Annotated in this window: 22 protein-coding genes; 16 read left to right on the top strand and 6 right to left on the bottom strand. The window is 75.0% G+C overall.

From position 1 onward, the window contains the following. Positions 1-21 precede the first annotated feature (21 nt). Genes allB through ACFY00_RS04650 form a run of 3 tightly spaced genes read left to right on the top strand, consistent with a single transcriptional unit; the run spans position 22 to position 4,072 of the window. Entirely contained in the window at positions 22-1,377 is a 1,356-nt protein-coding gene (allB, locus tag ACFY00_RS04640) for an allantoinase AllB (protein ID WP_388027152.1), read from the top strand. A gap of 29 nt (positions 1,378-1,406) precedes the next feature. Next, a complete protein-coding gene (alc, locus tag ACFY00_RS04645) occupies positions 1,407-2,561 on the top strand; it encodes an allantoicase (protein ID WP_388027154.1) in 1,155 nt (384 codons plus the stop codon). 50 nt (positions 2,562-2,611) lie between these two features. Further along, positions 2,612-4,072 (top strand): catalase, encoded by a 1,461-nt coding sequence (locus ACFY00_RS04650; protein WP_388027157.1) that lies wholly within the window; start codon positions 2,612-2,614, stop codon positions 4,070-4,072. A 51-nt stretch (positions 4,073-4,123) separates the two neighbouring features. Here ACFY00_RS04650 and ACFY00_RS04655 read toward each other — a convergent pair whose 3' ends face one another. Beyond that, the gene (locus tag ACFY00_RS04655) at positions 4,124-4,408 is read right to left on the bottom strand and encodes a hypothetical protein (RefSeq protein ID WP_388027159.1); all 285 of its coding nucleotides are present in this window, start codon (positions 4,406-4,408) and stop codon (positions 4,124-4,126) included. A 152-nt stretch (positions 4,409-4,560) separates the two neighbouring features. Here ACFY00_RS04655 and ACFY00_RS04660 point away from each other — a divergent pair, with 152 nt between their 5' ends. Beyond that, a complete protein-coding gene (locus tag ACFY00_RS04660; protein WP_388027162.1) occupies positions 4,561-5,337 on the top strand; it encodes an IclR family transcriptional regulator in 777 nt (258 codons plus the stop codon). A gap of 87 nt (positions 5,338-5,424) precedes the next feature. After that, positions 5,425-6,051 carry a GNAT family N-acetyltransferase gene (locus ACFY00_RS04665; RefSeq protein WP_388027165.1) on the top strand — a complete coding sequence of 209 codons (627 nt, stop codon included), beginning with the start codon at positions 5,425-5,427 and terminating at the stop codon, positions 6,049-6,051. Between the two features lie 357 nt (positions 6,052-6,408). Here ACFY00_RS04665 and ACFY00_RS04670 read toward each other — a convergent pair whose 3' ends face one another. After that, the gene (locus ACFY00_RS04670; protein WP_388027167.1) at positions 6,409-7,458 is read right to left on the bottom strand and encodes a helix-turn-helix domain-containing protein; all 1,050 of its coding nucleotides are present in this window, start codon (positions 7,456-7,458) and stop codon (positions 6,409-6,411) included. Between the two features lie 263 nt (positions 7,459-7,721). Here ACFY00_RS04670 and ACFY00_RS04675 point away from each other — a divergent pair, with 263 nt between their 5' ends. After that, a complete protein-coding gene (locus tag ACFY00_RS04675; protein ID WP_388027368.1) occupies positions 7,722-8,588 on the top strand; it encodes an urea transporter in 867 nt (288 codons plus the stop codon). A 29-nt stretch (positions 8,589-8,617) separates the two neighbouring features. Here ACFY00_RS04675 and ACFY00_RS04680 read toward each other — a convergent pair whose 3' ends face one another. Next, positions 8,618-9,190 (bottom strand): suppressor of fused domain protein, encoded by a 573-nt coding sequence (locus ACFY00_RS04680; RefSeq protein WP_388027170.1) that lies wholly within the window; start codon positions 9,188-9,190, stop codon positions 8,618-8,620. 303 nt (positions 9,191-9,493) lie between these two features. Between ACFY00_RS04680 and helR the strand changes: the two genes are divergently transcribed. From helR to ACFY00_RS04695, 3 genes are all read left to right on the top strand, one after another. Then, positions 9,494-11,653, top strand: coding sequence for an RNA polymerase recycling motor ATPase HelR (gene helR / locus ACFY00_RS04685; protein ID WP_388027173.1), 2,160 nt, complete (start codon positions 9,494-9,496; stop codon positions 11,651-11,653). A 116-nt stretch (positions 11,654-11,769) separates the two neighbouring features. Further along, positions 11,770-12,873 (top strand): alpha/beta hydrolase fold domain-containing protein, encoded by a 1,104-nt coding sequence (locus tag ACFY00_RS04690; protein WP_388027176.1) that lies wholly within the window; start codon positions 11,770-11,772, stop codon positions 12,871-12,873. A gap of 33 nt (positions 12,874-12,906) precedes the next feature. Further along, the gene (locus ACFY00_RS04695; protein WP_388027179.1) at positions 12,907-13,155 is read left to right on the top strand and encodes a hypothetical protein; all 249 of its coding nucleotides are present in this window, start codon (positions 12,907-12,909) and stop codon (positions 13,153-13,155) included. A gap of 13 nt (positions 13,156-13,168) precedes the next feature. On the opposite strand, the gene ACFY00_RS04700 is transcribed toward ACFY00_RS04695, so the two are convergent. After that, positions 13,169-13,834, bottom strand: a complete 666-nt coding sequence (locus tag ACFY00_RS04700; RefSeq protein ID WP_388027182.1) for a flavin reductase family protein — start codon at positions 13,832-13,834, stop codon at positions 13,169-13,171. 67 nt (positions 13,835-13,901) lie between these two features. Here ACFY00_RS04700 and ACFY00_RS04705 point away from each other — a divergent pair, with 67 nt between their 5' ends. After that, positions 13,902-14,624, top strand: a complete 723-nt coding sequence (locus ACFY00_RS04705; RefSeq protein ID WP_388027185.1) for an ArsR/SmtB family transcription factor — start codon at positions 13,902-13,904, stop codon at positions 14,622-14,624. Positions 14,625-14,633: 9 nt separating this feature from the next. On the opposite strand, the gene ACFY00_RS04710 is transcribed toward ACFY00_RS04705, so the two are convergent. Next, positions 14,634-15,176: a pyridoxamine 5'-phosphate oxidase family protein gene (locus ACFY00_RS04710; protein ID WP_388027187.1), complete on the bottom strand. Its 543-nt coding sequence runs from the start codon at positions 15,174-15,176 to the stop codon at positions 14,634-14,636. A gap of 222 nt (positions 15,177-15,398) precedes the next feature. On the opposite strand from ACFY00_RS04710, the gene ACFY00_RS04715 reads away from it, so the two are divergent. The 6 genes from ACFY00_RS04715 (at position 15,399) to ACFY00_RS04740 (ending at position 22,034) form a co-directional block, all read left to right on the top strand. Next, on the top strand, positions 15,399-16,292 hold the full coding sequence (locus tag ACFY00_RS04715) for a metal-dependent hydrolase (RefSeq protein ID WP_388027189.1): 894 nt from the start codon (positions 15,399-15,401) through the stop codon (positions 16,290-16,292). 264 nt (positions 16,293-16,556) lie between these two features. Continuing rightward, positions 16,557-17,636: a PDR/VanB family oxidoreductase gene (locus ACFY00_RS04720; RefSeq protein ID WP_388027192.1), complete on the top strand. Its 1,080-nt coding sequence runs from the start codon at positions 16,557-16,559 to the stop codon at positions 17,634-17,636. Position 17,637: 1 nt separating this feature from the next. Beyond that, a complete protein-coding gene (locus ACFY00_RS04725; protein WP_388027195.1) occupies positions 17,638-18,480 on the top strand; it encodes a M24 family metallopeptidase in 843 nt (280 codons plus the stop codon). Beyond that, a complete protein-coding gene (locus ACFY00_RS04730; protein WP_388027198.1) occupies positions 18,477-20,210 on the top strand; it encodes an SDR family oxidoreductase in 1,734 nt (577 codons plus the stop codon). Before ACFY00_RS04725 ends, ACFY00_RS04730 begins: the two co-directional genes overlap by 4 nt. Positions 20,211-20,528: 318 nt before the next feature. Beyond that, entirely contained in the window at positions 20,529-21,368 is an 840-nt protein-coding gene (locus ACFY00_RS04735; RefSeq protein WP_388027199.1) for a DUF3626 domain-containing protein, read from the top strand. Between the two features lie 30 nt (positions 21,369-21,398). Then, positions 21,399-22,034, top strand: a complete 636-nt coding sequence (locus ACFY00_RS04740; protein ID WP_388027201.1) for a LysE family translocator — start codon at positions 21,399-21,401, stop codon at positions 22,032-22,034. A gap of 79 nt (positions 22,035-22,113) precedes the next feature. Here ACFY00_RS04740 and ACFY00_RS04745 read toward each other — a convergent pair whose 3' ends face one another. Then, a complete protein-coding gene (locus ACFY00_RS04745; protein ID WP_388027204.1) occupies positions 22,114-22,407 on the bottom strand; it encodes a hypothetical protein in 294 nt (97 codons plus the stop codon). Between the last annotated feature and the right edge of the window lie 168 nt (positions 22,408-22,575).

A 22,575-nucleotide genomic window follows, 5' to 3' on the forward strand; every position in this document is an offset into this window, starting at 1 on the left:
ACGACGCTCGGAGGTCCCCTCATGCCCATCGGCGACAGCACGGTGATCCGCTCCCGGCGGGTGGTCCTGCCGGACGGCGAGCGCCCCGCCGACGTGCTGGTGCGGGCCGGGAAGATCGAGCAGGTCGCCGCCCACGGCGCGCTGCTCGTCGGCGACCGGCAGCTCACCGACCTCGGCGAGGTCGCGCTGCTGCCCGGCCTGGTCGACACCCACGTGCACGTCAACGAGCCCGGCCGCACCGACTGGGAGGGCTTCGCCTCGGCGACGAAGGCCGCCGCGGCGGGCGGGGTCACCACGATCGTCGACATGCCGCTCAACTCGATCCCGCCGACCACCACCGTCGCGGGCCTCGACGCCAAGCGGAAGACCGCCGACGGCCAGGCCTGGGTCGACCTGGGCTTCTGGGGCGGGGCGGTGCCCGGCAACACCGGCGACCTGGAACCGCTGCACCGGGCGGGCGTGTTCGGCTTCAAGTCCTTCCTGACCCCGTCCGGGGTGGACGAGTTCCCGCACCTGGCCACCCCCGCCGACCTGGAGTCGGCGCTCGCCGAGCAGGCCCGGATCGGCGCGCTGGCGATCATCCACGCCGAGGACCCGGCCGTGCTGGACGCCGCCCCCCAGGTGCCCGGCACCCACTACCGCGACTTCCTGGCCTCCCGCCCGGACGACGCCGAGGCCGCCGCGGTCGCCGCCCTGCTGGCCGCCGCCCGCCGCACCGGCGCCCGGGTGCACGTCCTGCACGTCTCCTCCGCCGCCGTGCTGCCGCTGCTGCGGCAGGCCCGCGCGGACGGCGTCGCCGTCACCGCCGAGACCTGCCCGCACTACCTGACCCTGGCGGCCGAGGACGTCCCGGACGGCGACACCGCGTTCAAGTGCTGCCCGCCGATCCGCGACGAGTCCAACCGCGACCTGCTCTGGCAGGCCCTCGCGGACGGCGAGTTCGCCGCCGTGGTCTCCGACCACTCGCCCTCCACCCCCGACCTCAAACTCCTCGCCCGGTACGGCGGCAGCGGCGACTTCGCCGCCGCCTGGGGCGGCATCGCCTCCCTCCAGCTGGGCCTGCCCGCGGTGTGGACCGAGGCCCGCCGCCGCGGCCACACCCTGGCGGACGTGGTCCGCTGGATGTCCGCGGGCCCCGCCGCCCTGGTCGGCCTGACCGGCACCAAGGGCGCGATCGCGCCCGGGTGCGACGCCGACCTGGTGGCCTTCGACCCGGACGGCGAGCTGACCGTCCGCGCCGAACGCCTCCACCACAAGAACCCGGTCACCCCGTACGCGGGCCGCACCCTCACCGGGCTGGTCCACCGCACCTGGCTGCGCGGGCGGCCCGTCGACCCCGACGGTGCCCCGCACGGCCGGCAGATCGTCCGACCCTGACAGTCCAACGCTGAAAGAAGGAGCACCAGTTGAGTACTGACCTGACCTCGAACGCGCCGTTCACCGAGCTGGTCGACCTGGCCTCCCGGCTGCTGGGCGCGGGCGTGGTCGCCACCAACGAGGACACCTTCGCGGACGCCGAGAACCTGCTGGTCGCCAAGCCCGCCGAGTTCCGCCCGCACACCTTCGGCCACAAGGGCCAGATCATGGACGGCTGGGAGTCCCGCCGCCGCCGCGGCGCGAGCGCCGAGCAGCCGCACCCCACCGAGGACGACCACGACTGGGCGATCGTCCGGCTCGGCGTCGCGGGCCGGGTCCGCGGCGTGGTCGTCGACACCGCGCACTTCACCGGCAACTACCCGGAGACCGCGTCCGTGCAGGCCGCGTCCGTCCCCGGCCACCCCTCGCCCGAGGAGCTCGCCGCCGCCGAGTGGACCGACCTCGTCCCGCGCACCCGGCTCAAGGGCGACACCGCGCACCACTTCCCGGTCGACGACCCGACCCGCTGGACGCACGTCCGCCTGAACATCTGGCCGGACGGCGGCGTCGCCCGGCTGCGGGTGCACGGCGAGGTGCTGCCCGACCCGCGCGACCTGGCCGGCCTCACCTTCGACCTCGCCGCCCAGGAGTACGGCGGCGTCGCCGAGGCCGCCTCGGACCGCTACTTCTCCTCCCCGCACAACCTGAACGCTCCCGGCCGCGCCACCGTCATGGGCGACGGCTGGGAGACCCGGCGTCGGCGCGACAAGGCCAACGACTGGGTGCGAGTGGCCCTGGCCGGGGGCGGCGAGGTGCTGGCGGCGGAGGTGGACACCTCCTGCTTCGTCGCCAACGCCCCCGGCTGGGCCGAACTCGTCGGCACCGACGCCGAGAGCGGCACCGAGACCGTCCTGCTGCCGCGCACCCGCCTGCAGCCCGACACCCGCCACCGCTACCGCCTCCCTGCGGGCACCCCGGTCACCCACGTCCGGATCAACGTCTACCCCGACGGCGGCCTCGCCCGCCTGCGCCTCACCGGCCGCCTCACTCCGGCCGGCCAGGACGCCCTCGCGCTGCGCTGGTTCAACGCCCTCCCCCTGCGCGAGGCCCGCGAGGCCCTCGCCGCGGCCGGCCTCCCGACCGACCCCGCCGAGGCCCGCCCGCTCACCGACGCGACGGCCATCCGGCCGCTGTACGCGGGCTGACGGCGCGTCCCCCTCCTCCTGTTCTTCCGCACGCCCGAGAAGGATCACCCATGCCCAGAACCCTCACCACCGAGTCCGGCGCACCCGTCGCCGACAACCAGAACAGCGCGTCGGCCGGCGAGTACGGCCCGCTGCTGCTGCAGGACCAGCACCTGCTGGAGAAGCTGGCCCGGTTCAACCGGGAGCGCATCCCGGAGCGGGTGGTGCACGCCCGTGGGTCGGGCGCGTACGGGTACTTCGAGGTCACCGACGAGGTCGCGCAGTACACCAAGGCGGCGTTCCTCTCCCGGGTCGGCCGGCGCTCCGAGGTGTTCCTGCGCTTCTCGACCGTCGCGGGCGCGCTCGGCTCCACCGACGCGGTGCGCGACCCGCGCGGCTTCGCGGTGAAGTTCTACACCGAGCAGGGCAACTACGACCTGGTCGGCAACAACACCCCGGTGTTCTTCATCAAGGACCCGATCAAGTTCCCGGACTTCATCCACTCGCAGAAGCGCGACCCGTACACCGGCACCCAGGAGGCCGACAACGTCTGGGACTTCTGGGCGCACTCCCCGGCCTCCACGCACCAGATCACCTGGCTGTTCGGCGACCGCGGCATCCCGGCCTCGTACCGGCACATGAACGGCTACGGCTCGCACACCTACCAGTGGGTCAACGCCGAGGGCCGGGCGCACTGGGTGAAGTACCACTTCAAGACCAACCAGGGCATCCGCTCGCTGGACGCCGCCCAGGCCGCCGAGACCGCGGGCGGTGACGCCGACAGCCACCAGCGCGACCTGCACCAGGCGATCGAGCGCGGGGTGTACCCGTCCTGGACGCTGTACGTGCAGCTGATGCCGGTCGAGGACGCCGCCGACTACCGGTTCAACCCGTTCGACCTGACCAAGGTGTGGCCGCACGCCGACTACCCGCTGGTCAAGGTCGGCCGCCTGGTGCTCAACCGCAACCCGGAGAACGTGTTCGCCGAGGTCGAGCAGGCCGCGTTCTCGCCGAACAACTTCGTGCCCGGCATCGGCCCCTCGCCCGACAAGATGCTGCAGGGCCGCCTGTTCGCGTACGCCGACGCCCAGCGCTACCGGCTCGGCGTCAACCACACCCAGCTCCCGGTGAACGCCCCGCGGGCGGCGCAGGCAGCCAACTACGGGCAGGACGGCCTCGGCGCGCTCAACCCCAACGGCCGCGACAAGAACTACGAGCCCAACTCGTACGGCGGCCCGGCCCAGACCGACGAGCCTCTGCACGCCCCGCAGCCGGTCTCCGGCCACACCGGCACCTACCCCACGCCCGCGCACAGCAAGGACGACGACTTCTTCCAGGCCGGCGAGCTCTACCGGCTGATGACGGACGCCGAGAAGTCCCGCCTGATCGCCAACCTGGCCGGCTCGCTGGCCCAGGTCGGCCGGGACGACGTGGTGGAGAAGAACCTCGCGCACTTCCACGCCGCCGACCCGGAGTACGGCGCCCGGCTGGCCGCCGCCGTCGCCGAACTCCGCGCGGCGCACGAGGACTGACCGACCGCCGGACACCGACCGGCCCCGGCGCGCGTGGTGCGCCGGGGCCGGTCAGGCGGCCGTGAGCAGCAGCCGACCGCCGTCCGCGGACCGGGCGACCGACACCGGGCGGCTGCTCCCGTCCGGGAACCGCAGGGTGAAGTGCGGGTCGAGTTCCAGCAGGAGGTCGAAGCCCTCGCGCGCGGCGCCCGCGGGCAGTCCGGGATCGAGGACCGCCTCGTACCGCAGGTCGCCCCCGTCGGCGGGGCACGGGGAGATCCGCAGGCGGTGGGGGCCGACGCAGAGCTCGTCGTTGGCCCACCACTCCAGCGCGGCCGTTCCCGGGTGGTCGTCCATGCCCGCGTCCTACCGCACCGGGGCATATGCCTGTCAAGGCCGCCCCGGCCCGCCGGGGCGAATATCCGGTGAGGGGACGGTGCGGGAGCCGTGCCGCCCCTACCCTGGAGGGGAGGCGGGACGGCGCGGGAGGGGGCCAGACCATGTCCGCGGTGAGCAGGGACCGGAGCGACGGGGTGCTGGGGTCGGGCGGCGGCTCCGGGCCGTTCGGGGCGCTGCGGCGGGCGCTGCGGCTGCTGGAGGCGGTGGACCGCAGGCCGGAGGGCGCCTCCCAGGCCGAACTGGCCCGGGAGTTGACCCTGCCGGAGGCCCAGGTGCAGCTGCTGGCCGAGGAGTTGGAGACCGAGGGCTACCTCGTCCGGCTGGACGGCGGCTGGGCGCTCGGCGGGGCGTTCACCCTGCTGGGCACGCAGCACCGGGAGCCGATGGTGCGGGCCCGGTTGCAGCACCGGCTGGAGGAGCTGCGCGACGAGCTCGGCGCGGCCGTCTACTTCAGCCGCTACCACGACGGGGAGCTGTCGGTGGAGGCGGTCTGCGCGGACGAGGACGCCCCCGCCGTGCACGAGTGGGCCGACTTCCGGGCCACCGCGCACGCCTCCGCGATCGGCAAGTGCCTGCTCGCCCAACTCGACCACGACGCCCGCCTCGACCACCTCTCCCGCCACCCGGCCGCCCGGCTGACCGCGCGCACCATCACCGAGACCGACCGCCTGCTGCACCGGCTCGACCGGCAGCCCGCCACCGTCCCCGTCCTGGACCTGCAGGAGTACTCGATGGACACGGTGTGCGCGGCCGTCCCGGTCGTCGCCGGGAACACCCTCGGCTGCCTGGCCACCTCGCTGCCGCTGGCCCAGGCGCACCGGCTGCGCGAGGCCGCCGAGCTGCTGTCGGTGCGGGCGGCGCCGCTGATGCTGGCGATGGCGGTCTGACGGGCGGTCCGGCAGCGGGCCCGACAGCAGACCGACGACAGGTCGACTCGCTTGTCGAACGGTGCGTTCGAAGGAAGGATGCGGCGGATGAGCGATCATCCCCGACGGCCCGTCGTCCGCCCCTACCGGCCCACCGACCGGGACGCCCTGTTCGACATCTGCGTCCGCACGGCCGAGAACGGCGGCGACTCCCGGCAGACCTACCCCGACCACGAACTGCTGCCGAACATCTTCGCCGCCCCGTACGCCGTGCTGGAACCGGAGTTGGCGTTCGTGCTGGACGACGGCGGGCAGGCGGTCGGCTACGTGCTGGCGACCGCCGACACCCCGGCGTTCGTGAAGCGCTTCCGAGAGGAGTGGATCCCCACCGTCGCCGACCGCTACCCGCCGCCGACCGGCGAACCGACCACCCCCAGCGAGGTGATGGTCCACCTGCTGCACACCCCCGAGCGGATGGTGCTGCCCGAACTCGCCGACTACCCCGCCCACCTGCACATCGACCTGCTCCCCAGCCACCAGCGGGCGGGCCACGGACGGGAGTTGATGCACACCCTGCTCGACGCCCTGGCCGCCCGGGGCGTCGGACGGGTCCACCTCGGCATGGTCACCGCCAACACCGCCGCCCGCGCCTTCTACGACCGCCTCGGCTTCCACGTCATCCCCGTCCCCGACCCCGGACCGCTCACCTACCTGGGCCGCCGCACCACCCGCTGAACCGGCCCCGCCACGATCGCGGCCCACCGAACCGGAAGGAGCGCACACCCGATGGGTCTGTTCTCACGCCGCACGACCGACCGGGCCGCCGGCCTCCTCGACGAGGCCGTGCAGGCCGGCGCCGGACAACGAGAAGAGGCCCGCCGGTCGGATCGGGGGCGATCCGGCCGGCGGGCCCGCACCGTTCGACGTGTCCCCTCAACCACCGGCGGATCCCCCCTGGATGGCTTCACGTCGACCGCGAGGCGCCCCGAGCGGCCAGGGCTTCCTTCGCGCGGACCACGTTAGCCAACCGGGGCGGCCCCGCCTTGGCGGTGCGTGCACAGTGCCTTGGCGCTGCGTCCACCCCGCGCCGGATCACCCCCGGTCAGCGGCCTGCGGCGCACCGTCCGACTCCCCGCCCGGCGTCCGGTCCAGCGCCTGCCTGCGGTGGTCGCGGGGGGAGAGCCCGTACGCGGCGCGGAAGGCCCGGCTGAAGTCGTCGGGGCGCGGGATGCCGCAGCGGGCGGCCAGGACGTGGATGGGGGTGCCGCGCAGCGTCGGGTCGGCGAGGTCGCGGTGGGCCTGCTCCAGGCGCCTGCGGCGGGTCCAGGCGGCGACGGTCTCGCCGCCGCTCTCCTCGGTGAAGATCCGGTGCAGGTAGCTGACCGAGATGTGGTGCGCGGCGGCGATCACGCCGGGCGTCAGCTCGGGGTCGTGCAGGTTGCGCCGGACGAAGGCCCGGACGTTCTCGACCAGGGCGCGCCGCCGGGTCTCCGGCGACAGCGCGGCCGTCAGCTCCAACTCCTCGGTCAGCCAGGCGGACACCAGGTCGACGAAGACCGGCCCGAGCCGGCCCACGGACGCCGGGCCCAGGGACTCGGCCTGCCGGTTCAGGCTGAGCAGGAAGTCGGGGATCAGCGCTGCGGTCCCCGACCGGGGCCGGTAGCCGCGTCCGAGCAGGGGGCGCAACTGGTGCGACGGCAGCGGCAGCAGCGCGCTCGGGAAGTCGATGCCCAGGGCCTCGACCCGGGGCGACTGCCCCCCGTCGAGCGGCGCCCCGAGGGCCCGCAGGTGGTAGGGGCGGGAGCTGTCGAGCAGGGTGACGTCGCCGGGCACGGCGGTGAAGTCGGCCTCGTGCGGACGGGCCAGGTCCAGCCGGCCGTGCAGCATCAGGGTGAGGTGGAAGACCGCCGGGTCGGAGCGCCGCACCTGGGCGGCGGTGCGCTTGAACTGGGCGTTCGGGAAGGACGTCCCGAGGAAGGTCACCGGGCCCAGCTCCAGCCGCCGCAGCTCGGCCGAGAACCTGTCGGTGTACGGGGTGCTGGCCTCGCAGCTCCTGGTCAGCGCGATCAGGTCCCGCCAGGTCTCGAAGCGCTGCTCCGATCTCCGTTTCCACTCCAGGACGTCGTGCTCCGTCGCGGTCATGGTCCGCTCCACTTCCTTCGTTCGTGCCGTACGGCCCCCCGACGGCCCGCCCAGCATTTCAGGTGGTGGGAGGCCTGGGAATGCCGGGCCCGGCCCCGCTCCGACCCCTCGCCCGCCGCACGACGGCGCACCTCATCCGAACCGCTCATCCGGACGCTCCTGGAGGGACATTGACACGCGTGACCGCGCCGGACGGACGCCAAACCCCGGGCCGCGAACCGCCGGCCTACCTCGCGGCCGCGCGGTCCTACCTCGCGGCCGCGCTGCGCGGCGTCGCCCAGGTCGTCCTGCAACCGCGGCTGTCCACCGGGGCGTTGGTCCTCGCCGCGCTGTGGGCGGCGGGCCGGGAGGTCGGCCTGTTCGCCACCCTCGGCACACTGCTCTCCACCGCCGCCGCGTACGCCCTCGGCGTCGACCGCCGCTCCGTGGCGCTCGGCCTGCAGGGTTACTCGGGCTGCCTCACCGGCATCGCCTTGGTCGGCTCGCTCGGCGACCACCCCGCCACGTACCTCCTCACCGCCGTCGGCTGCGTGCTGTGCACCGTCCTGACCGCCGCGCTCACCACCCTCCTCGCCCCCTGCGGGCTGCCCGTGCTGACGGCGCCGTTCTGCCTGGTCACCGGGGTGCTCCTGGCCGCCGTCCCCGCTCCCGTCCCCGCCCCTGACCCCGCCTCCGCCACCGGGCTCACCGCCGCCGACCTGTGGCACGCCTTCTTCGCCAACGTCGCGCAGGTCTTCCTGGTGGACAACTGGTACGTCGGCCTGGCCGTGCTGGTCGCCCTGGCCTGCGCGGGGGCCAGGGCGGTGCTCGCCGCGGCGCTCGGCTCGGCCGTCGGGACGGCCGCGGCCTGGGCGCTCGGCGCACCCGCCGGGCAGGTCGCCGCCGGGCTGCACGGCTACAACGCCGTGCTGGTCGGCATCGCCCTCGGCGCGGTCCTCCCGGCCCGCACCCCCTGGAACGCGGGCTACGCGCTGTTCGGCGCCGCCCTGTCCACCGTCCTGGCCACCACGCTCACCGCGCTCCTCGCCCCGCTCGGCGGCCGCACCCTCACCTGGCCGTTCGTCCTCACCACCTGGGCGCTGCTGGCCGCCGTCCCGCACCTGCCCCGGCTGCGGGCCGCCACCGCCTGACCGGCCGACCGGGCGCGGGCGGCGGCGGGCTACAGCTCCAGCGAGGGGCGGGACGGGTCCAGCAGGTCCGGGTCCCGGCGGGCCAGTTCGTCCTCGAAGGCCCGCCAGCCCCGCTCCGCGACGAACGCCGCCTCCCGGTCCGAGACGGGCAGCAGCCACACCACCCCCACCTCGCTACCGTTCTCGACCGTGACGCTGCGGAAGCCGTCGTCGAAGTACACCGGCAGCGCCGCGTACAGGCCCGTCATCGTGCCGCCCGGCAGCGGGACCGGCAGCGGCAGCACCTCGCCGCGCAGCACCGCGGCGCCGTGCGCGAACAGCCGCCCGGCGACGTACTCCAGCACCTCGGGGAAGAACCCGGCGTCGCCGGTGTGCCGCTCGTACTCGCAGACCAGCAGTTCCAGGTGGAGGTGCCGCCCCGAGGGCGCGTCCCACAGCGGGGTGCGGGACAGGCCGACCGTCGCGAAGGAGCGGACGCCCGGCAGTCGGCCGTCGGCGAAGTGCGCCACCATCGGGGCGCCCGGCGGCGAACGCGCCGGGGGCGGCCAGCCGCCGGACGTCCGGCCCAGCCGGCTCTCCAGGTGTTCCACCAGTGTCGACATCACGCACGCACCATGGCCGGGACAGTAGCGGGCGGGCCCTGGACAGCGGGCGGCGGGGCGGCGCAGGATGCGCGCGGGGCCCGACAGGCGAAAGCGCCTGGACATGCGAAAAGCAGGGAGCCCGTGCTCTCCTGCCGTTATCAAACTTATACCGCAAGGGGGGCCTTGCCGCAAGGCCCCCCCGATGCCGCACAATCGCTGATCTGAACCGGGGAACCCGCGCAAACAGCACAAACGGGGCAGACCGCGAGCAGCACGCGGACGGAGCGCGGCCGACCCGGCAGCGGATCGGAGTCACCACCCATGAACCAGCCGACGACCAGCGCCTTCGACCTGCCCGAGCGGCTCGCCGCCAAGGCGGACCCGGCCCTGATCGCCGCCGACGACCGGCACTTCGCCGAGGTCGCCGACACCCTGCGACGGGACACCGCGGAGCTGACCGCGCGCCTGGAGGAGGCCCGCCGCAGCCCCGGCGGGGCCGGACGGGCGGCGATGGACCGGGACAACGAGGTGCACCAGCTCTCCGCCCGGCTGCGCACCCTGAGCCGCTTCGGCCACGACCTGTGCCTGGGCCGGATCGTCCTCGCCGACGACCCCGAGCCCGTCTACATCGGCCGCCTCGGCCTCGCCGACGCCGACGGCCGCCGCCTGCTGGTCGACTGGCGCTCGCCCGCCGCCGAACCCTTCTTCGCCGCCACCCACGCCAACCCGATGGGCCTGACCAGCCGCCGCCGCTACCGCTGGCAGCGCGGCAAGGTCGGCGACTACTGGGACGAGGTGTTCACCGCCGACGGCCTCGACGGCCACGCCGCCCTGGACGACCAGTCCGCGTTCATCGCCAGCCTCGGCAGCTCCCGCTCCGAGCGGATGCGCGACGTGCTGGCCACCATCCAGGCCGACCAGGACGCCATCATCCGGGCCGGCTCGCGCGGCGCCCTGGTCGTCGACGGCGGCCCCGGCACCGGCAAGACCGTCGTCGCCCTGCACCGCACCGCCCACCTGCTCTACTCCGACCCGCGCCTGGGCCACCGCAAGGGCCGGGTGCTGTTCGTCGGCCCGCACCAGCCGTACCTGGCGTACGTCTCCGACGTGCTGCCCAGCCTCGGCGAGGAGGGCGTGCAGACCTGCACCCTGCGCGACCTGCTGCCCGAGGGCGCCGCCGTCGCCCCCGAACCCGACCCCGAGGTGGCCCGGCTGAAGGCCGCCGCCGGGATGGTGCACGCGATCGAGAAGGCCGTCGCCGTCTACGAGGAGCCGCCCGCCGAGGGCCGCAAGCTCTCCACCGAGTGGTACGAGCTGTGGATCGACCCCGAGGACTGGGCCGAGGCCTTCGCCGCGCCCGGTCCCGGCGTCCCGCACAACGAGGCCCGCGAGCAGATCCTCGACGAGCTGATCACCATCCTGCTCGACAAGAACGCCGACTCCTTCGACGACGAGGACGGCATCTCGCCCGAGGTGCTGCGCCGCGAACTGCGCCGCGACCCCGAACTGCTCGGCGCGCTGCGCCGGGCCTGGCCGATCCTGGAGCCCACCGACCTGGTCGGCGACCTGTGGACCGTCCCCGCCTACCTGCGGCTGTGCGCGCCCTGGCTCAGCCGCGAGGAGGTCCGCACCCTGCAGCGCGCCGACCCCGCCGCCTGGACGCTCGCCGACCTGCCGCTGCTGGACGCCGCCCGCCGCCGTCTCGGCGACACCGACGCCGACCGCCGCCAGCGCGCCCACCGGGCCCGGATCGCCGCCGAACGCGAGCTGATGGACGGCGTGGTCGACCACCTGCTCACCGCCGACGACGACGGCGAGGGCGCGGTCACCATGCTGCGCGGCGCCGACCTGCGCGACGCGCTGATCGACCACACCGAGAGCGAGCCCGTCGACCCGGACCTGCTGGCCGGGCCGTTCGCCCACATCGTGGTCGACGAGGCGCAGGAACTCACCGACGCCGAGTGGCAGATGCTGATCGCCCGCTGCCCGTCCCGCTCCTTCACCATCGTCGGCGACCGCGCCCAGGCCCGGCACGGCTTCACCGAGTCGTGGACCGAACGCCTGGGACGCGCCGGGCTGGACCGGGTCACCCTCACCTCGCTGACCGTCAACTACCGCACCCCCGAAGAGGTGATGGCCGAGGCCGAGCCGGTCATCCGGGCCGCCCTGCCCGACGCCAACGTCCCCACCTCGATCCGCCGCAGCGGCCTGCCCGTCCACCACGGCGCCCGCGCCGAGCGCGACGCGCTGCTGGAGGCCTGGCTGGCCGAGCACCCCGAGGGCACCGCCTGCGTGATCGGCGACCCGACCTTCCTCGGCGGGGGCCGGGTCCGCTCGCTCAGCCCCGAGCTGGTCAAGGGCCTGGAGTTCGACCTGGTGGTGATCGTCGACCCGGAGTCCTTCGGCGAGGGCATCGAGGGCGCCGTCGACCGGTACGTGGCGATGACCCGCGCCACCGGGCAGCTCGCGATCCTGCGCTGACCCTCCGGCCGGAGGTCCCGGGGGGCGGCGCTCCGCGGGGCCTCCGGGGCGTTCCCGCGCGCGAACGAGAGGTCAACTCCCGGCCCGAGGGCGGCGCTCCGCGCATACTCGACCGCATGAGCGAGCAACCGACGGCCGCCCCCGCCGCCGCCCCCGACCCGCCGCAGCTCGCGGGCGCCGCGCCCGCCCCCTGCCCCCCGGCGAGCCGTGCCGCCGTGCAACAGCCGTACCTGAAACCGTACTTGGACCCGTTCCTGGACCCGGAGTTGGCCGCCGCGCTGGCCGCCCGCGGCGGAGTGCCCGCCCCGCTGACGCCCGACGGGCTGGCCCGCTGGCAGCAGCAGGACGCCGCCCGGCGGCCGCGCCCGACCCTGCGGCAACTCGCCCACGGCGGACGCTTCGAGACCGCCGAGCACGACGCCGACGGCACCCCGGTGGTCGCCGCCCGCCCGGCCGGGGCGGACGGGCCGCTGCCCGCGCTGCTCCACCTGCACGGCGGCGGACTGATCGGCGGCAACGCGTACGCCGTCCTGCCGCGCGTGCTGCGGGAGTTGGCGCAGCCGCTCGGCCTGGCCGTGCTCTCCGTCGACTACCCGCTCGCCCCCGCCGCCCGCTACCCCGCACCGCTGCACGCCTGCCGCACCGCCCTGCACTGGGCCGTCCGGCACGCCGGGCGACTGCGGATCGACCCCGGGCGGATCGTGCTGACCGGGAAGAGCGCGGGCGGCGGGCTGGCCGCCGCCCTCGCCCTGCTGCTGCGCGACGGGGGAGGCCCGACACCGCTGGGCCAACTGCTGCTCAGCCCGATGCTGGACGACCGCGGCACCACCGCCTCCACCCGGCAGGCCGCCGGGCACGACACCTGGGACGCCGTCTCCAACGCCACCGCCTGGCAGGCCGCCCTCGGCCCGCTGCACCGCGCCCCCGACCTCCCCCCGTACGCCGCCCCCGCCCGGGCCCGCGACCTCGCCCGCCTCCCGCCCGCCTACCTGGAGGTCGGCTCCGCCGAAACCTTCCGCGACGAGGTCACCGCCTACGCGAACGCCCTGTGGCGCGACGGCGGCCACGCCGAACTGCACGTCTGGCCCGGCGCCTGCCACGGCTTCGACACCCTGGCCCCGCACGCCGCGATCAGCCGCACCGCCGTCGCGGCCCGGGCCGGCTGGCTGCGACGGCTGCTCGCGCCCGGCCCGGAGCCGCTGGGCCGACCGACGTATTGACGGCGGCCGGGGACGCGCTGGGATCGTGGTGGGATGACTCTCTGCCCGCACTGCTCGAAGCTCGTCGGTCCCACCGGGCCCGGGGTGTCGACGAGTTTCCGCGACGGCCCGCACTGGTGGATCCCCGTGGTGGAGAACATCCACGGCTGGAGCCCGGACTTCCTCTGGCACCCGCACTGCTACGCGCAGCAGTACGGCATCACGGAGCTGGAGCGGCTGATCGGCGACCACCAGCGGACGCGACTGCGCAACGCGCCGAAGCAGATCGAACCCCCCGCCTGAGGGCCCGGGCCGGTCAGGACGGGCCGGTCGGCGCACTCCCGGGCGTCCGGGAGCGGAAGCTGTGGCCGAGTTCCGGCCCGAGTCCGTAGTAGTGGCGGAAGTTGTAGATCAGCGGGCTCCAGGCGGTCGGGTCGACGTGCTGGGAGCCGGGGACGACGATCCGGGGATCGGCATGGACCTCGAGCACGTGGGCCTCGACGAGGAGGAACGCCCCGGTCGCGTCGGTGCGGACCCGGGCGGCGCGGGCCTCCAGCTGGAGGGGGCACTCGGCGACGCGGGGCGGCCGGACCGACCCGGAGGGTTCGGGCCGTAGGCCGGCGGCGGTGAACTTGTCCGGCTCGAAGCGGAAGGCGCCGCGCTTGGCCGCGGGCACCGGGGTGCGCCCGGTCAGCGGCGCCAGGCGTTCCACCGCCGGCCACTGGGCGGGCGCGGGCAGGTTGACCACGAGCTCGGGCCGGCTGCGGAGGTTGTGCGCGGTCTGCCCGTCGACGCCCACGCCGAGGACGATCACCTGGCCCAGCGCCCAGGCCGACGACATCGGCGCCAGGTTGAAGGTGCCGTCCTCGTTCTCCGTCGAGAGCAGCACGACCGGCGTTCCGAAGTACAGGATGCTCGGCGTGATGGTCAGGTGGTCGGCTGACGTGGCGCGGGGCGCGCTGCTGGGCGTCGCGGTGTTCATGGGTTCGACGGTAGGGCGGAGACCCTTCGGTGCCTGCCGAAGTGTCGCGGGTGGATGATGGGCGGCGATGAAGCACCGCGACGCGCACACCGAAGGCCCGGACCTGGCCGCCCTGGCCGCGCTGCTGGCCGACGGCACCCGTGCGACCTTCTGCCTGGCGCTGCTGGACGGCCGCGCGTGGACCGCGACCGAACTGGCGCGCCACGCCGGGGTGGCCGCCTCGACCGCGACCGAGCACCTGAACCGCCTCGTCGCAGGAGGCCTGCTCGCCGAGGAGCGCCAGGGCCGCCACCGCTACGTCCGCCTCGCCGACCTCGAGACGGCCGGACTGATCGAGAACCTCGCCTCGCTGGCTCCGCGACGCCCCGCCCCGCCCAGCACCCTGCCCGCGGTCAACCGCAGCCGGGCCCTGGCCCGGGCCCGCACCTGCTACGACCACCTGGCCGGCGCCCTCGGGGTCGCGATCACCGAGTCGATGACCCGTCGGGGCCTGCTGGACTGGGAGCACGGGCCGGCGCTCACGGGCGACGGGACGGCCTGGCTGGCCGAGCTCGGCATCGCCCTGCCCCCGGCCACCCGGCGTCCGGCCGTCCGCTCGTGCCTGGACTGGACCGAACGCCGCCCCCACCTGGCCGGAGCCGTCGGCGCCGCCCTGTGCGCCCACGCCTTCGACTCCGGCTGGATCACCCGGATCGGCACCGGCCGCGCCGTCGCTCCCACGGCCGTCGGTCGGCAGGCACTCCGCGAGCACCTCGGCCTGTCCGACGAGTTCGGCACCCCCAGCAGCTGAGAACCGCTGCTAGCCGGGCAGGCGGGCGTCGGTCCAGCCGGTGTCCGTCCAGCCGGAGGGGGTGCGGGTGTGGCGGCGGCGCAGGTGGTGGCGGTCGGGGCCCGCCTGCCAGAACTCGGCCTCGGCGGCGTGCAGCGCGTAGCAGTGCAGTGCGGGCGAGGGCGTGGCGCAGCCGGGGGAGGGGCGGACCGGGCCGCGCAGGCGGACCTGGCGGCCGTGCCGCGGCCAGTAGACGGTCAGCGCGGCGTCCGGGCGGGCGGCGAACTGGCGGGCCTTGGGCGACTCCGGCTCGGTCCAGAAGTGCCAGGCCGCCGCCGGGAGTTCGACGTCCCGCAGGACGAGTACCCGGGCGTCCGGCCGCCCCTCGGCGTCCACCGTGGCCAGCGTCAGCACCTGCGCGTCCGGCACCCCCGCGGCGAGGGCCTCCAGCAGCCAGGCGGTGAACAACTTGCCCGGCCCGGTGGGCCCGTGCTCCGGCGCCGGGTACGCGGGCGCGGCCAGCACCGGGTGCGCGATCAGCGCGCGGACGAGGGGGGAGGGGGCGTCGGTCACGGGACCCACCCTGGCGGTTCGCGGGGGAGAGGGCAAACGGGTCCACGGGGGCGGACGGGTTCGCGGGGGCCCGGCCGTCCGGACGGGCGGCTTATTAGACTCGATGTTGATAAGGATGGTCGAAACCCTTGTCGGGCCCGCTACCCGCGAGTAGTTTGCCGGTGTGCCCGGTGGGTCGCCGCTGGGCCGCCCCCCGTCCGCCGCGCGTCAGGAGGCACCCCCATGCCCCGCCCCACCCCGCCCGTCACCGTGCACGACAGCCTGGTGCTCGAACCGCGCGACGTGCACTTCGACTGGTCCGAGCTGCCCCTGCACTGGATCCCCGACGAGCCGATGGCCACCCACACCATCAACGTGCTGCACCTGCTGCTGCCCGAGGGCGAGCGGTGGTTCGTCAAGGTGTTCAAGGACGCCCTGCCGCTGATCCGCGACGAACAGCTCCGCGAGGAGGTGCTCGGGTTCATCGGGCAGGAGGCGATCCACGCCGAGGCCCACCAGGAGGTCCTCGACCACCTGCTCGGCCAGGGCCTCGACCCCCGCCCCTACGTCCGGCAGATCAGCTGGCTCTTCCGCCGCGTCCTCGGCGACAAGCCCGGCCTGACCGCCCGCCAGCGCCGCGAGAACACCATCGAACGGGTCGCCTTCGTCGCCGCGATCGAGCACTTCACCGCCTTCCTCGGCAACTGGGCCCTCAACTCGCCCGGCCTCGACCGCGCCGGGGCCGACCCCACCATGCTCGACCTGCTGCGCTGGCACGGCGCCGAGGAGGTCGAGCACCGCAGCGTCGCCTACGACCTGATGCGCCACCTCGACCCCGGCTACCTGCGCCGGGTCCGCGGCATGTTCGTCTCCGGCCCGCTCCTGATCCACCTCTGGATCCGCGGCGCCCGCTTCATGCTCGCCGCCGACCCCACCCTGGAGGGACGCCTCGCCCCCACCTGGCGCGAGGCCCGGCGCGCCGCGCGGCGCGGGCTGCTCCCCGAACCCGGACGCTTCCTGCGCTCCGCCGCCCGGTACTTCGGCCCCGGCTACCACCCCACCCGCGAGGGCAGCTCCTCGCAGGCCCTCGCCTACCTCGCGAAGTCGCCCGCCGCGCGGGCCGCCGCCACGCACTGAACCGCTCCGCGACACCGGGAAGCGGGGCAGGCGGCGAAACCAGGGGCGCGGGGAACTGCGCAAGAGGGAACGGAGCTTCGGAGAGGTCCGGAACCCGGGTGCCCGAATCCTGATCGCGGCCCCCGCGGAGCGTGTCACCCCCGCGGCTCCGCCCGCCCGCCGCCGACTCTCCGTCCACGGACCTCGCCCTCGTCCCGTTCCCCTTCGCGCAGTTCCCCGCGCCCCTGGCTTCGCAGCCCTTCCCCCTCTTGGAGTCGTCGCCCCATGGACCTCGAAACCCCGCCCCCCGACCTCTACGGACGCCCCCGCGCCGACCGCTTCTTCGCCCGGCTGACCGCCTTCGGCGACTGGTACAGCCCCGCGCTGGGCCGCCCCGGGTTGCGCCGCAGCCCGCGCCGGGGCCAGGCGCGGGGGGTGCCGCCGCTGCACCTGGTGGTGCTGTCGCACCGGGTGGTCGCCGAGGACGTGGTGGAGCTGCGGCTGGGCGACCCGTCCGGGGGGACGCTGCCGCCCTGGCAGCCCGGGGCGCGGATCGTGCTGACGCTGCCGTCGGGGCGCGAGCGCCACTACTCGCTGTGCGGGGACCCGGCGGACCGGCACGCCTACCGGATCGCGGTGCGCCGGATCGCGGACGGCGGCGGCGGTTCCGTCGAGGTGCACGACGCGCTGCACGTCGGGATGCGCCTGCGGGTGCGCCGCCCGCGCAACGGCTTCGCGTTCTGCGGGGAGGAGAAGGTGCTGTTCCTGGCCGGCGGGATCGGCGTCACGCCGCTGCTGCCGATGGCCCGGGCCGCCCAGCAGGCGGGCGTGGACTGGCAGTTGGTGCACACCGGCCGCACCGCCGCCGCGCTCCCGTTCACCGCCGAGCTGACCGCGCTCGACCCGGCCCGGGTGACCGTCCGCACCGACGACGCGCACGGCGTCCCCGACGCGGCCGAACTGCTCGCGCACGCGCCCCGCGGCGCCGCCGTCTACGTGTGCGGGCCCGCGCCGATGCTGCTGGCCGTCCAGCGCGCGCTGCCCGCCTCGCCCGCCGCGTCCCTGCACTTCGAACGCTTCGGCGCCGCGCCGATCCGAGGCGGCCGCCCGTTCGCGATCCGGATCGGCGACGCGACGCTGACCGTCCCGGCGGACCGCTCCGCCCTCGACGTCGCCCGCGAGCTGCGCCCCGACCTGCCGTACTCGTGCAAGCAGGGCTTCTGCGGCACCTGCGTGCTCAAGGCCTCCGGCGGGACGCCCGAGCACCGCGACCGCCGCCTGACCGAGGAGCAGCGGGCCGCGGGCCTGCTGCTGCCGTGCGTGTCCCGGGCCGCCGAGGGCGAGACCCTCGTCCTGGAGGTGTGAGATGCCGAAGGTGCCGCGATTCCCGTACGACGAGCGCGACCTGGCGAAGTTCCGCGAGGTCCAGCAGCTCGCCTACCACTGCGCCGAACAGGTCGCCGCCTGGATCGAACCCGGCGTCACCGAACGCCAGGCCACCGCCGAACTGCGCCGCTGCCTGGTGCGGGCCGGGGTGCAGGACTTCTTCCACGTCCCGTTCGCCTGGTTCGGCGACCGCACCGCGTTCCGGCACTTCCACACCCCGCTGCAGTTCTTCGCGGGCTCCCGCGTCCTCGCCGAGGGCATGCCGTACGTGCTGGACTGCGCGCCCGTGGTGGACGGCTACACCGCCGACATCGGCTACGGCGGCAAGGTCGGCGACAATCCCGTCTGGGACCTGCTCGCCAAGGACCTCCGGACCTACCGCGACCTGATCCTGCGCGAGGTCCGCGCCCGCAAGCCGCTCGCCGAGGTGTACGCCGCCGTCGACGCCCAACTCGCCGCCCACGGCTACGACAACCGCCACCAGGTCTACCCCGGCCGGGTCATCGGCCACCAGGTGACCAGGAACACCGCCCGCGGCCCGGCCGGCGTCAACCTGTTCGGCTTCGGAGTGCGTACGCTGCAGACCCTCGGACGCGAACTGGTCAAGGAGCGCCTGGAGGGCCGCTCCCCGCTCTGGGCGGGCGGCCGCGCCTCCCGGCACGCCCCCACGCCCGGCCTGTGGGCGGTCGAACCGCACATCGGCTTCCGCGACGTGGGCATCAAGTTCGAGGAACTCCTCGTCGTCACCGACGAGGACGCCTACTGGCTCGACGACGACCTGCCGCACGTGCGGCGCTGGGCACTCCAGGAGGACGCAGCATGACCGGCCGCCGCACCGACATCCGCCGCCGCACCGTCGACTCCGGCGGACTCGCCCTCGCCGTGTACGAGCAGGGCGACCCGGCCCGCCCCACGGTGCTCCTGGTGCACGGCTACCCCGACGACCACTCGGTCTGGGACGACGTCGCCGCCGACCTGGCCGCCGACCACCACGTGGTGCGCTACGACACCCGCGGCTCCGGCGCCTCCGGCGTCCCCGCCGCCCGCGAGGACTACCGGCTCGAACTGCTCGGCCAGGACCTGTACGCCGTCGCCGACGCCGTCAGCCCCGACCGCCCCGTGCACGTGGTCGCCCACGACTGGGGCAGCGTCCAGGCCTGGGAGGCCGTCACCGCCCCCGGCGCGTACCGGCGGATCGCCTCCTACACCACCATGTCCGGCCCCTGCCTCGACCACATGGGCCACTGGATCCGGCACCGGCTGCGCCGCCCCACCCCCCGGCACCTCGCCCAACTGCTGCGCCAGGGCGCCCACTCCTGGTACATCGCGCTGTTCCAGCTGCCCGTGCTCGCCCCCGCCGCCTGGAAGCTCGGCCTGGCCCGGCTGTGGCCCCGCGTGCTGCGCGACCTGGAGGCCGTCCGCCCCCGGCCCGGCCACCCGCAGGCCACCCTCGCCGAGGACGCCGTGCACGGCATCGAGCTGTACCGGGCCAACATGCGCCCCCGCGTCCGGGCCCCGCGCGAACGGCGCACCGAGGTGCCGGTGCAGCTGATCACCCTGCAACGCGACCACTACGTCGCCGACTTCCTCTCCGAGGGCCTGGAACGCTGGGCCCCCCGCCTCACCCGGCGCAGCCTCGACGCCACCCACTGGTCCGCGCTGCTGGAGAAGGGCCCCACGGTCGCCGCGATGGTCCGCGAGTTCACCGCCCGCGACCACGGCGCCGTCCGCCAGGAACCCTCCGCGGCGGGCGAGTTGGCCGTCGTCACCGGCGGCGGCAGCGGCATCGGCCGGGCCACCGCCCTCGCCTTCGCCGACCGGGGCGTCCGCGTCGTGGTCTGCGACCGCGACCTGCCCGCCGCCCAGCGCACCGCCGAACTCTGCGAACTCTCCGGCGTCAAGGCCGCCGCCTACCGGGTCGACGTCAGCGACGGCGCCGCCGTCGACGCCTTCGCCCGGCAGGTCGCCGCCGACCACGGCGTTCCCGACGTGGTCGTCAACAACGCGGGCATCGGCCACTCCGGCACCTTCCTGCAGACCACCGAGGAGGAGTGGTGCCGCGTCCTCGACGTCAACCTGTGGGGCGTCATCCACGGCTGCCGCGCCTTCGGACGGCTCATGGTCGAACGCGGCACCGGCGGCCACATCGTCAACCTCGCCTCCGCCGCCGCCTACCTGCCCGCCAAGCGGCTCGCCGCGTACGCCACCTCCAAGTCCGCGGTCTTCATGCTCTCTGACTGCCTGCGCGCCGAACTCGCCCCGCACCGCATCGGCGTCTCCACCATCTGCCCCGGCATCGTCCACACCAACATCACCCGCACCAGCACCTTCTCCGGCCTCGACGACGCCGCCCTCGCCGCCAAGCAGGCCAAGGTCTCCAAGCTGTACGCCCGCCGCGGCTTCCCCCCGGAGAAGGTCGCCGCCGAGATCCTCCGCGCCGTCCGCACCCGCAAGCCCGTCGTCCCCGTCACCTTCGAGGCCAAGGCCGCCCGCCTGCTCGGGCGGCTCAGCCCGGCGCTGCTGCGCCTGGCGGCCCGGACCAACGCGGGCTGAGAACCCCCCTGCCGGGGGCTGCGAAGCCGAGGGCCGCGAAGCCGGGAGCTGCGAAGCCGGGGGCGCGGGGAACTGCGCGGGAGGGGACGGGACGCGGGCAAGATCCGTGGACGGTGCGCCAGTTGCAGGTGGGCGGAGCCGCGGGGGGTGACACGCTCCGCGCGGGCCGCAGCCAGGATTGGGGTTCCGTTGCCGACCGGATCTTCCCGAAGCCCCGTTCCCCCGCGCACAGTTCCCCGCGCCCCCGGCTTCGCGGCCTCGAGCTTCGCAGCGGAAAGCGGCTGCGGGGAGGGCCCTGACCAGGGCAGACTGCGCGCCATGGAACAGACGCCCGAAGCCCGCGCGGCCCTGCGGCACGTCGCGGCCCGCAGCAGCGGCGACCCGCTGCCCGCCGGGCTCGACGTCACGCTCAACTTCCACCCCGACCGCACCGGCCCCGACGGCGTGCCGGTGCTGGTCGCGATGGCCCGCGACGGCGTCTACCGTTCCCAGTTCAGCACCGGGACGAGCAACGGCGGCCTCACCGCCCACCCCGGGGGCGACCGCTGGAAGTGGGAGAGCCGGATCTTCGGCGGCGCCTACGACGAGGCCCCCGCCGGGAGCCGTCCCGTCTACGGCGCGCTCAACCGCCACCGCAGCCCCTACGGCGGCGCGCCCCGCTTCGGCTCCGCGCACTTCCGCCTCGCCCCCGGCACCCTGCACCGGGCCACCTTCTGCTACCCCGACAGCTTCCTCGAGCCCGAGGACTTCGGCACCGTCGAGGCGATGCCGCTGCTCGCGATCGCCGAGGCCGACGAGCAGGACGCCCTGGACGACTACATCGAGGCCCAACTCCACGACCCCGTCCGGTTCGACCTGCACGTCGCCGCCCTCGTCCTCGACCCCAGCCACCGCGGCACCGAGGTCGAGGCCGCCGCCCGCGCCCTGCCCTGCCCCGTCGAGTGGCACCCGGGTTACCGCCTCCCGGCCGCCGAGCTCCCCCGGTACGCCGACTACCGGGGTCCGCACATCACCGCGCTCGCCGCCGCGGTCGCCCGCGACGGCGTGCTCGACCCGGCCGCGATCGGCGCCGCCGCCCGCAGCGGGGAGCACGACCCGCAGGAGCTGAAGAAGGTGTGGCACTGCCTGGCCCGGTTCGGCCGCCCCGCCCACCCGTAGGCCGCCCGCCCGCCCGTAGACTGGCAGTCCATGGACCTGACGACGATGGCCGGACCGCTGGCCTCCTTCGCCCTGGTGGTGGGCCTGCTCACGCTCACCCCGGGGCTCGACACCGCGCTGATCCTGCGCACCGCCGTGCTGGGGCGGCGGCGCCAGGCGTGGGGCGTGGTCCTCGGCATCCAGACCGGCACGCTGATCTGGGGCACCGCCTCCGCGGCCGGGATCAGCGTGCTGCTCACCGCCTCCCGCCTCGGGTACGAGACGCTGCGCTGGGCGGGCGTCTGCTACCTGCTGTGGATGGGCGTGCGGATGCTGCGCAGCCGCCACCAGCAGCCGGACGAGGCGCCCGAGCGGGACGACACCGGCGGCGGCTGGTGGGCCGGCTGGCGGCGCGGGACGCTCACCAACCTGCTCAACCCGAAGGTCGGCGTCTTCTACGTGGCCGTCCTGCCGCCGTTCATCCCGGCAGGAGCCCCGCACCTCGCCGCCGGGGTGCTGCTCACCTCGGTGCACGTGGCCGAGGGCCTGCTGTGGTCCGGCGTCCTGATCGCCTTCGCCCGCACCCTGCGCACCCGGCTGCGCCGCCCCTCCGTCCGCCGCCTGCTCGACCGGGCCACCGGCGTCGCGGTGCTCGGCTTCGGCGCGAAGCTCGCCCTGGGCGACTGACCGCAGGCCGTCCGCCACCCACCGCCGACCGCCCGGGTCGGGCCGCCCCCGCTCGTCCCGGCCGGGCGGGGCCGCCGCTTCAGCCGCGCAACTTGTCGATCCCGGCCCGCAGTTCGTCCGCCGACATGCACGGCGTCACCGTGACCTTGGCCCCGAGCTGCATCCACAGCGGCTCCATCGTGGTGACCAGCGAGGACTCCTGGTCCACGTCCACCACCAGGGTGAACCCGCGGTGGCCGTTCAGCGGGTAGAAGTACGCCGCCTCGGGCCGCAACTGCTCCATCAGCTTGCCCATCATCTCGGGCATCTTCCCGCTGGTGATCAAGTCGTTGGACTTGTCGGTGTCGATCTCCGCAACGATCAAGGTTCGCATCGCACGCCTCCTGCGCCTGTTCAGGGCTTCCGCGAACCGTTCCATTCTCCTGCGCCCACCCGCCCCGGTCACGCCGGAACGTCCGCTGGGAGAACCGGGAGGACGGGGAGCACACGGCGCGGGCCTCCGGGTGCCGGTGGCAGGCGGTCGGCAGGTCGACAAGTCGGT

Source organism: Kitasatospora sp. NPDC001540 (assembly GCF_042894345.1).
In the GTDB taxonomy this organism is placed as follows: domain Bacteria; phylum Actinomycetota; class Actinomycetes; order Streptomycetales; family Streptomycetaceae; genus Kitasatospora; species Kitasatospora phosalacinea_C.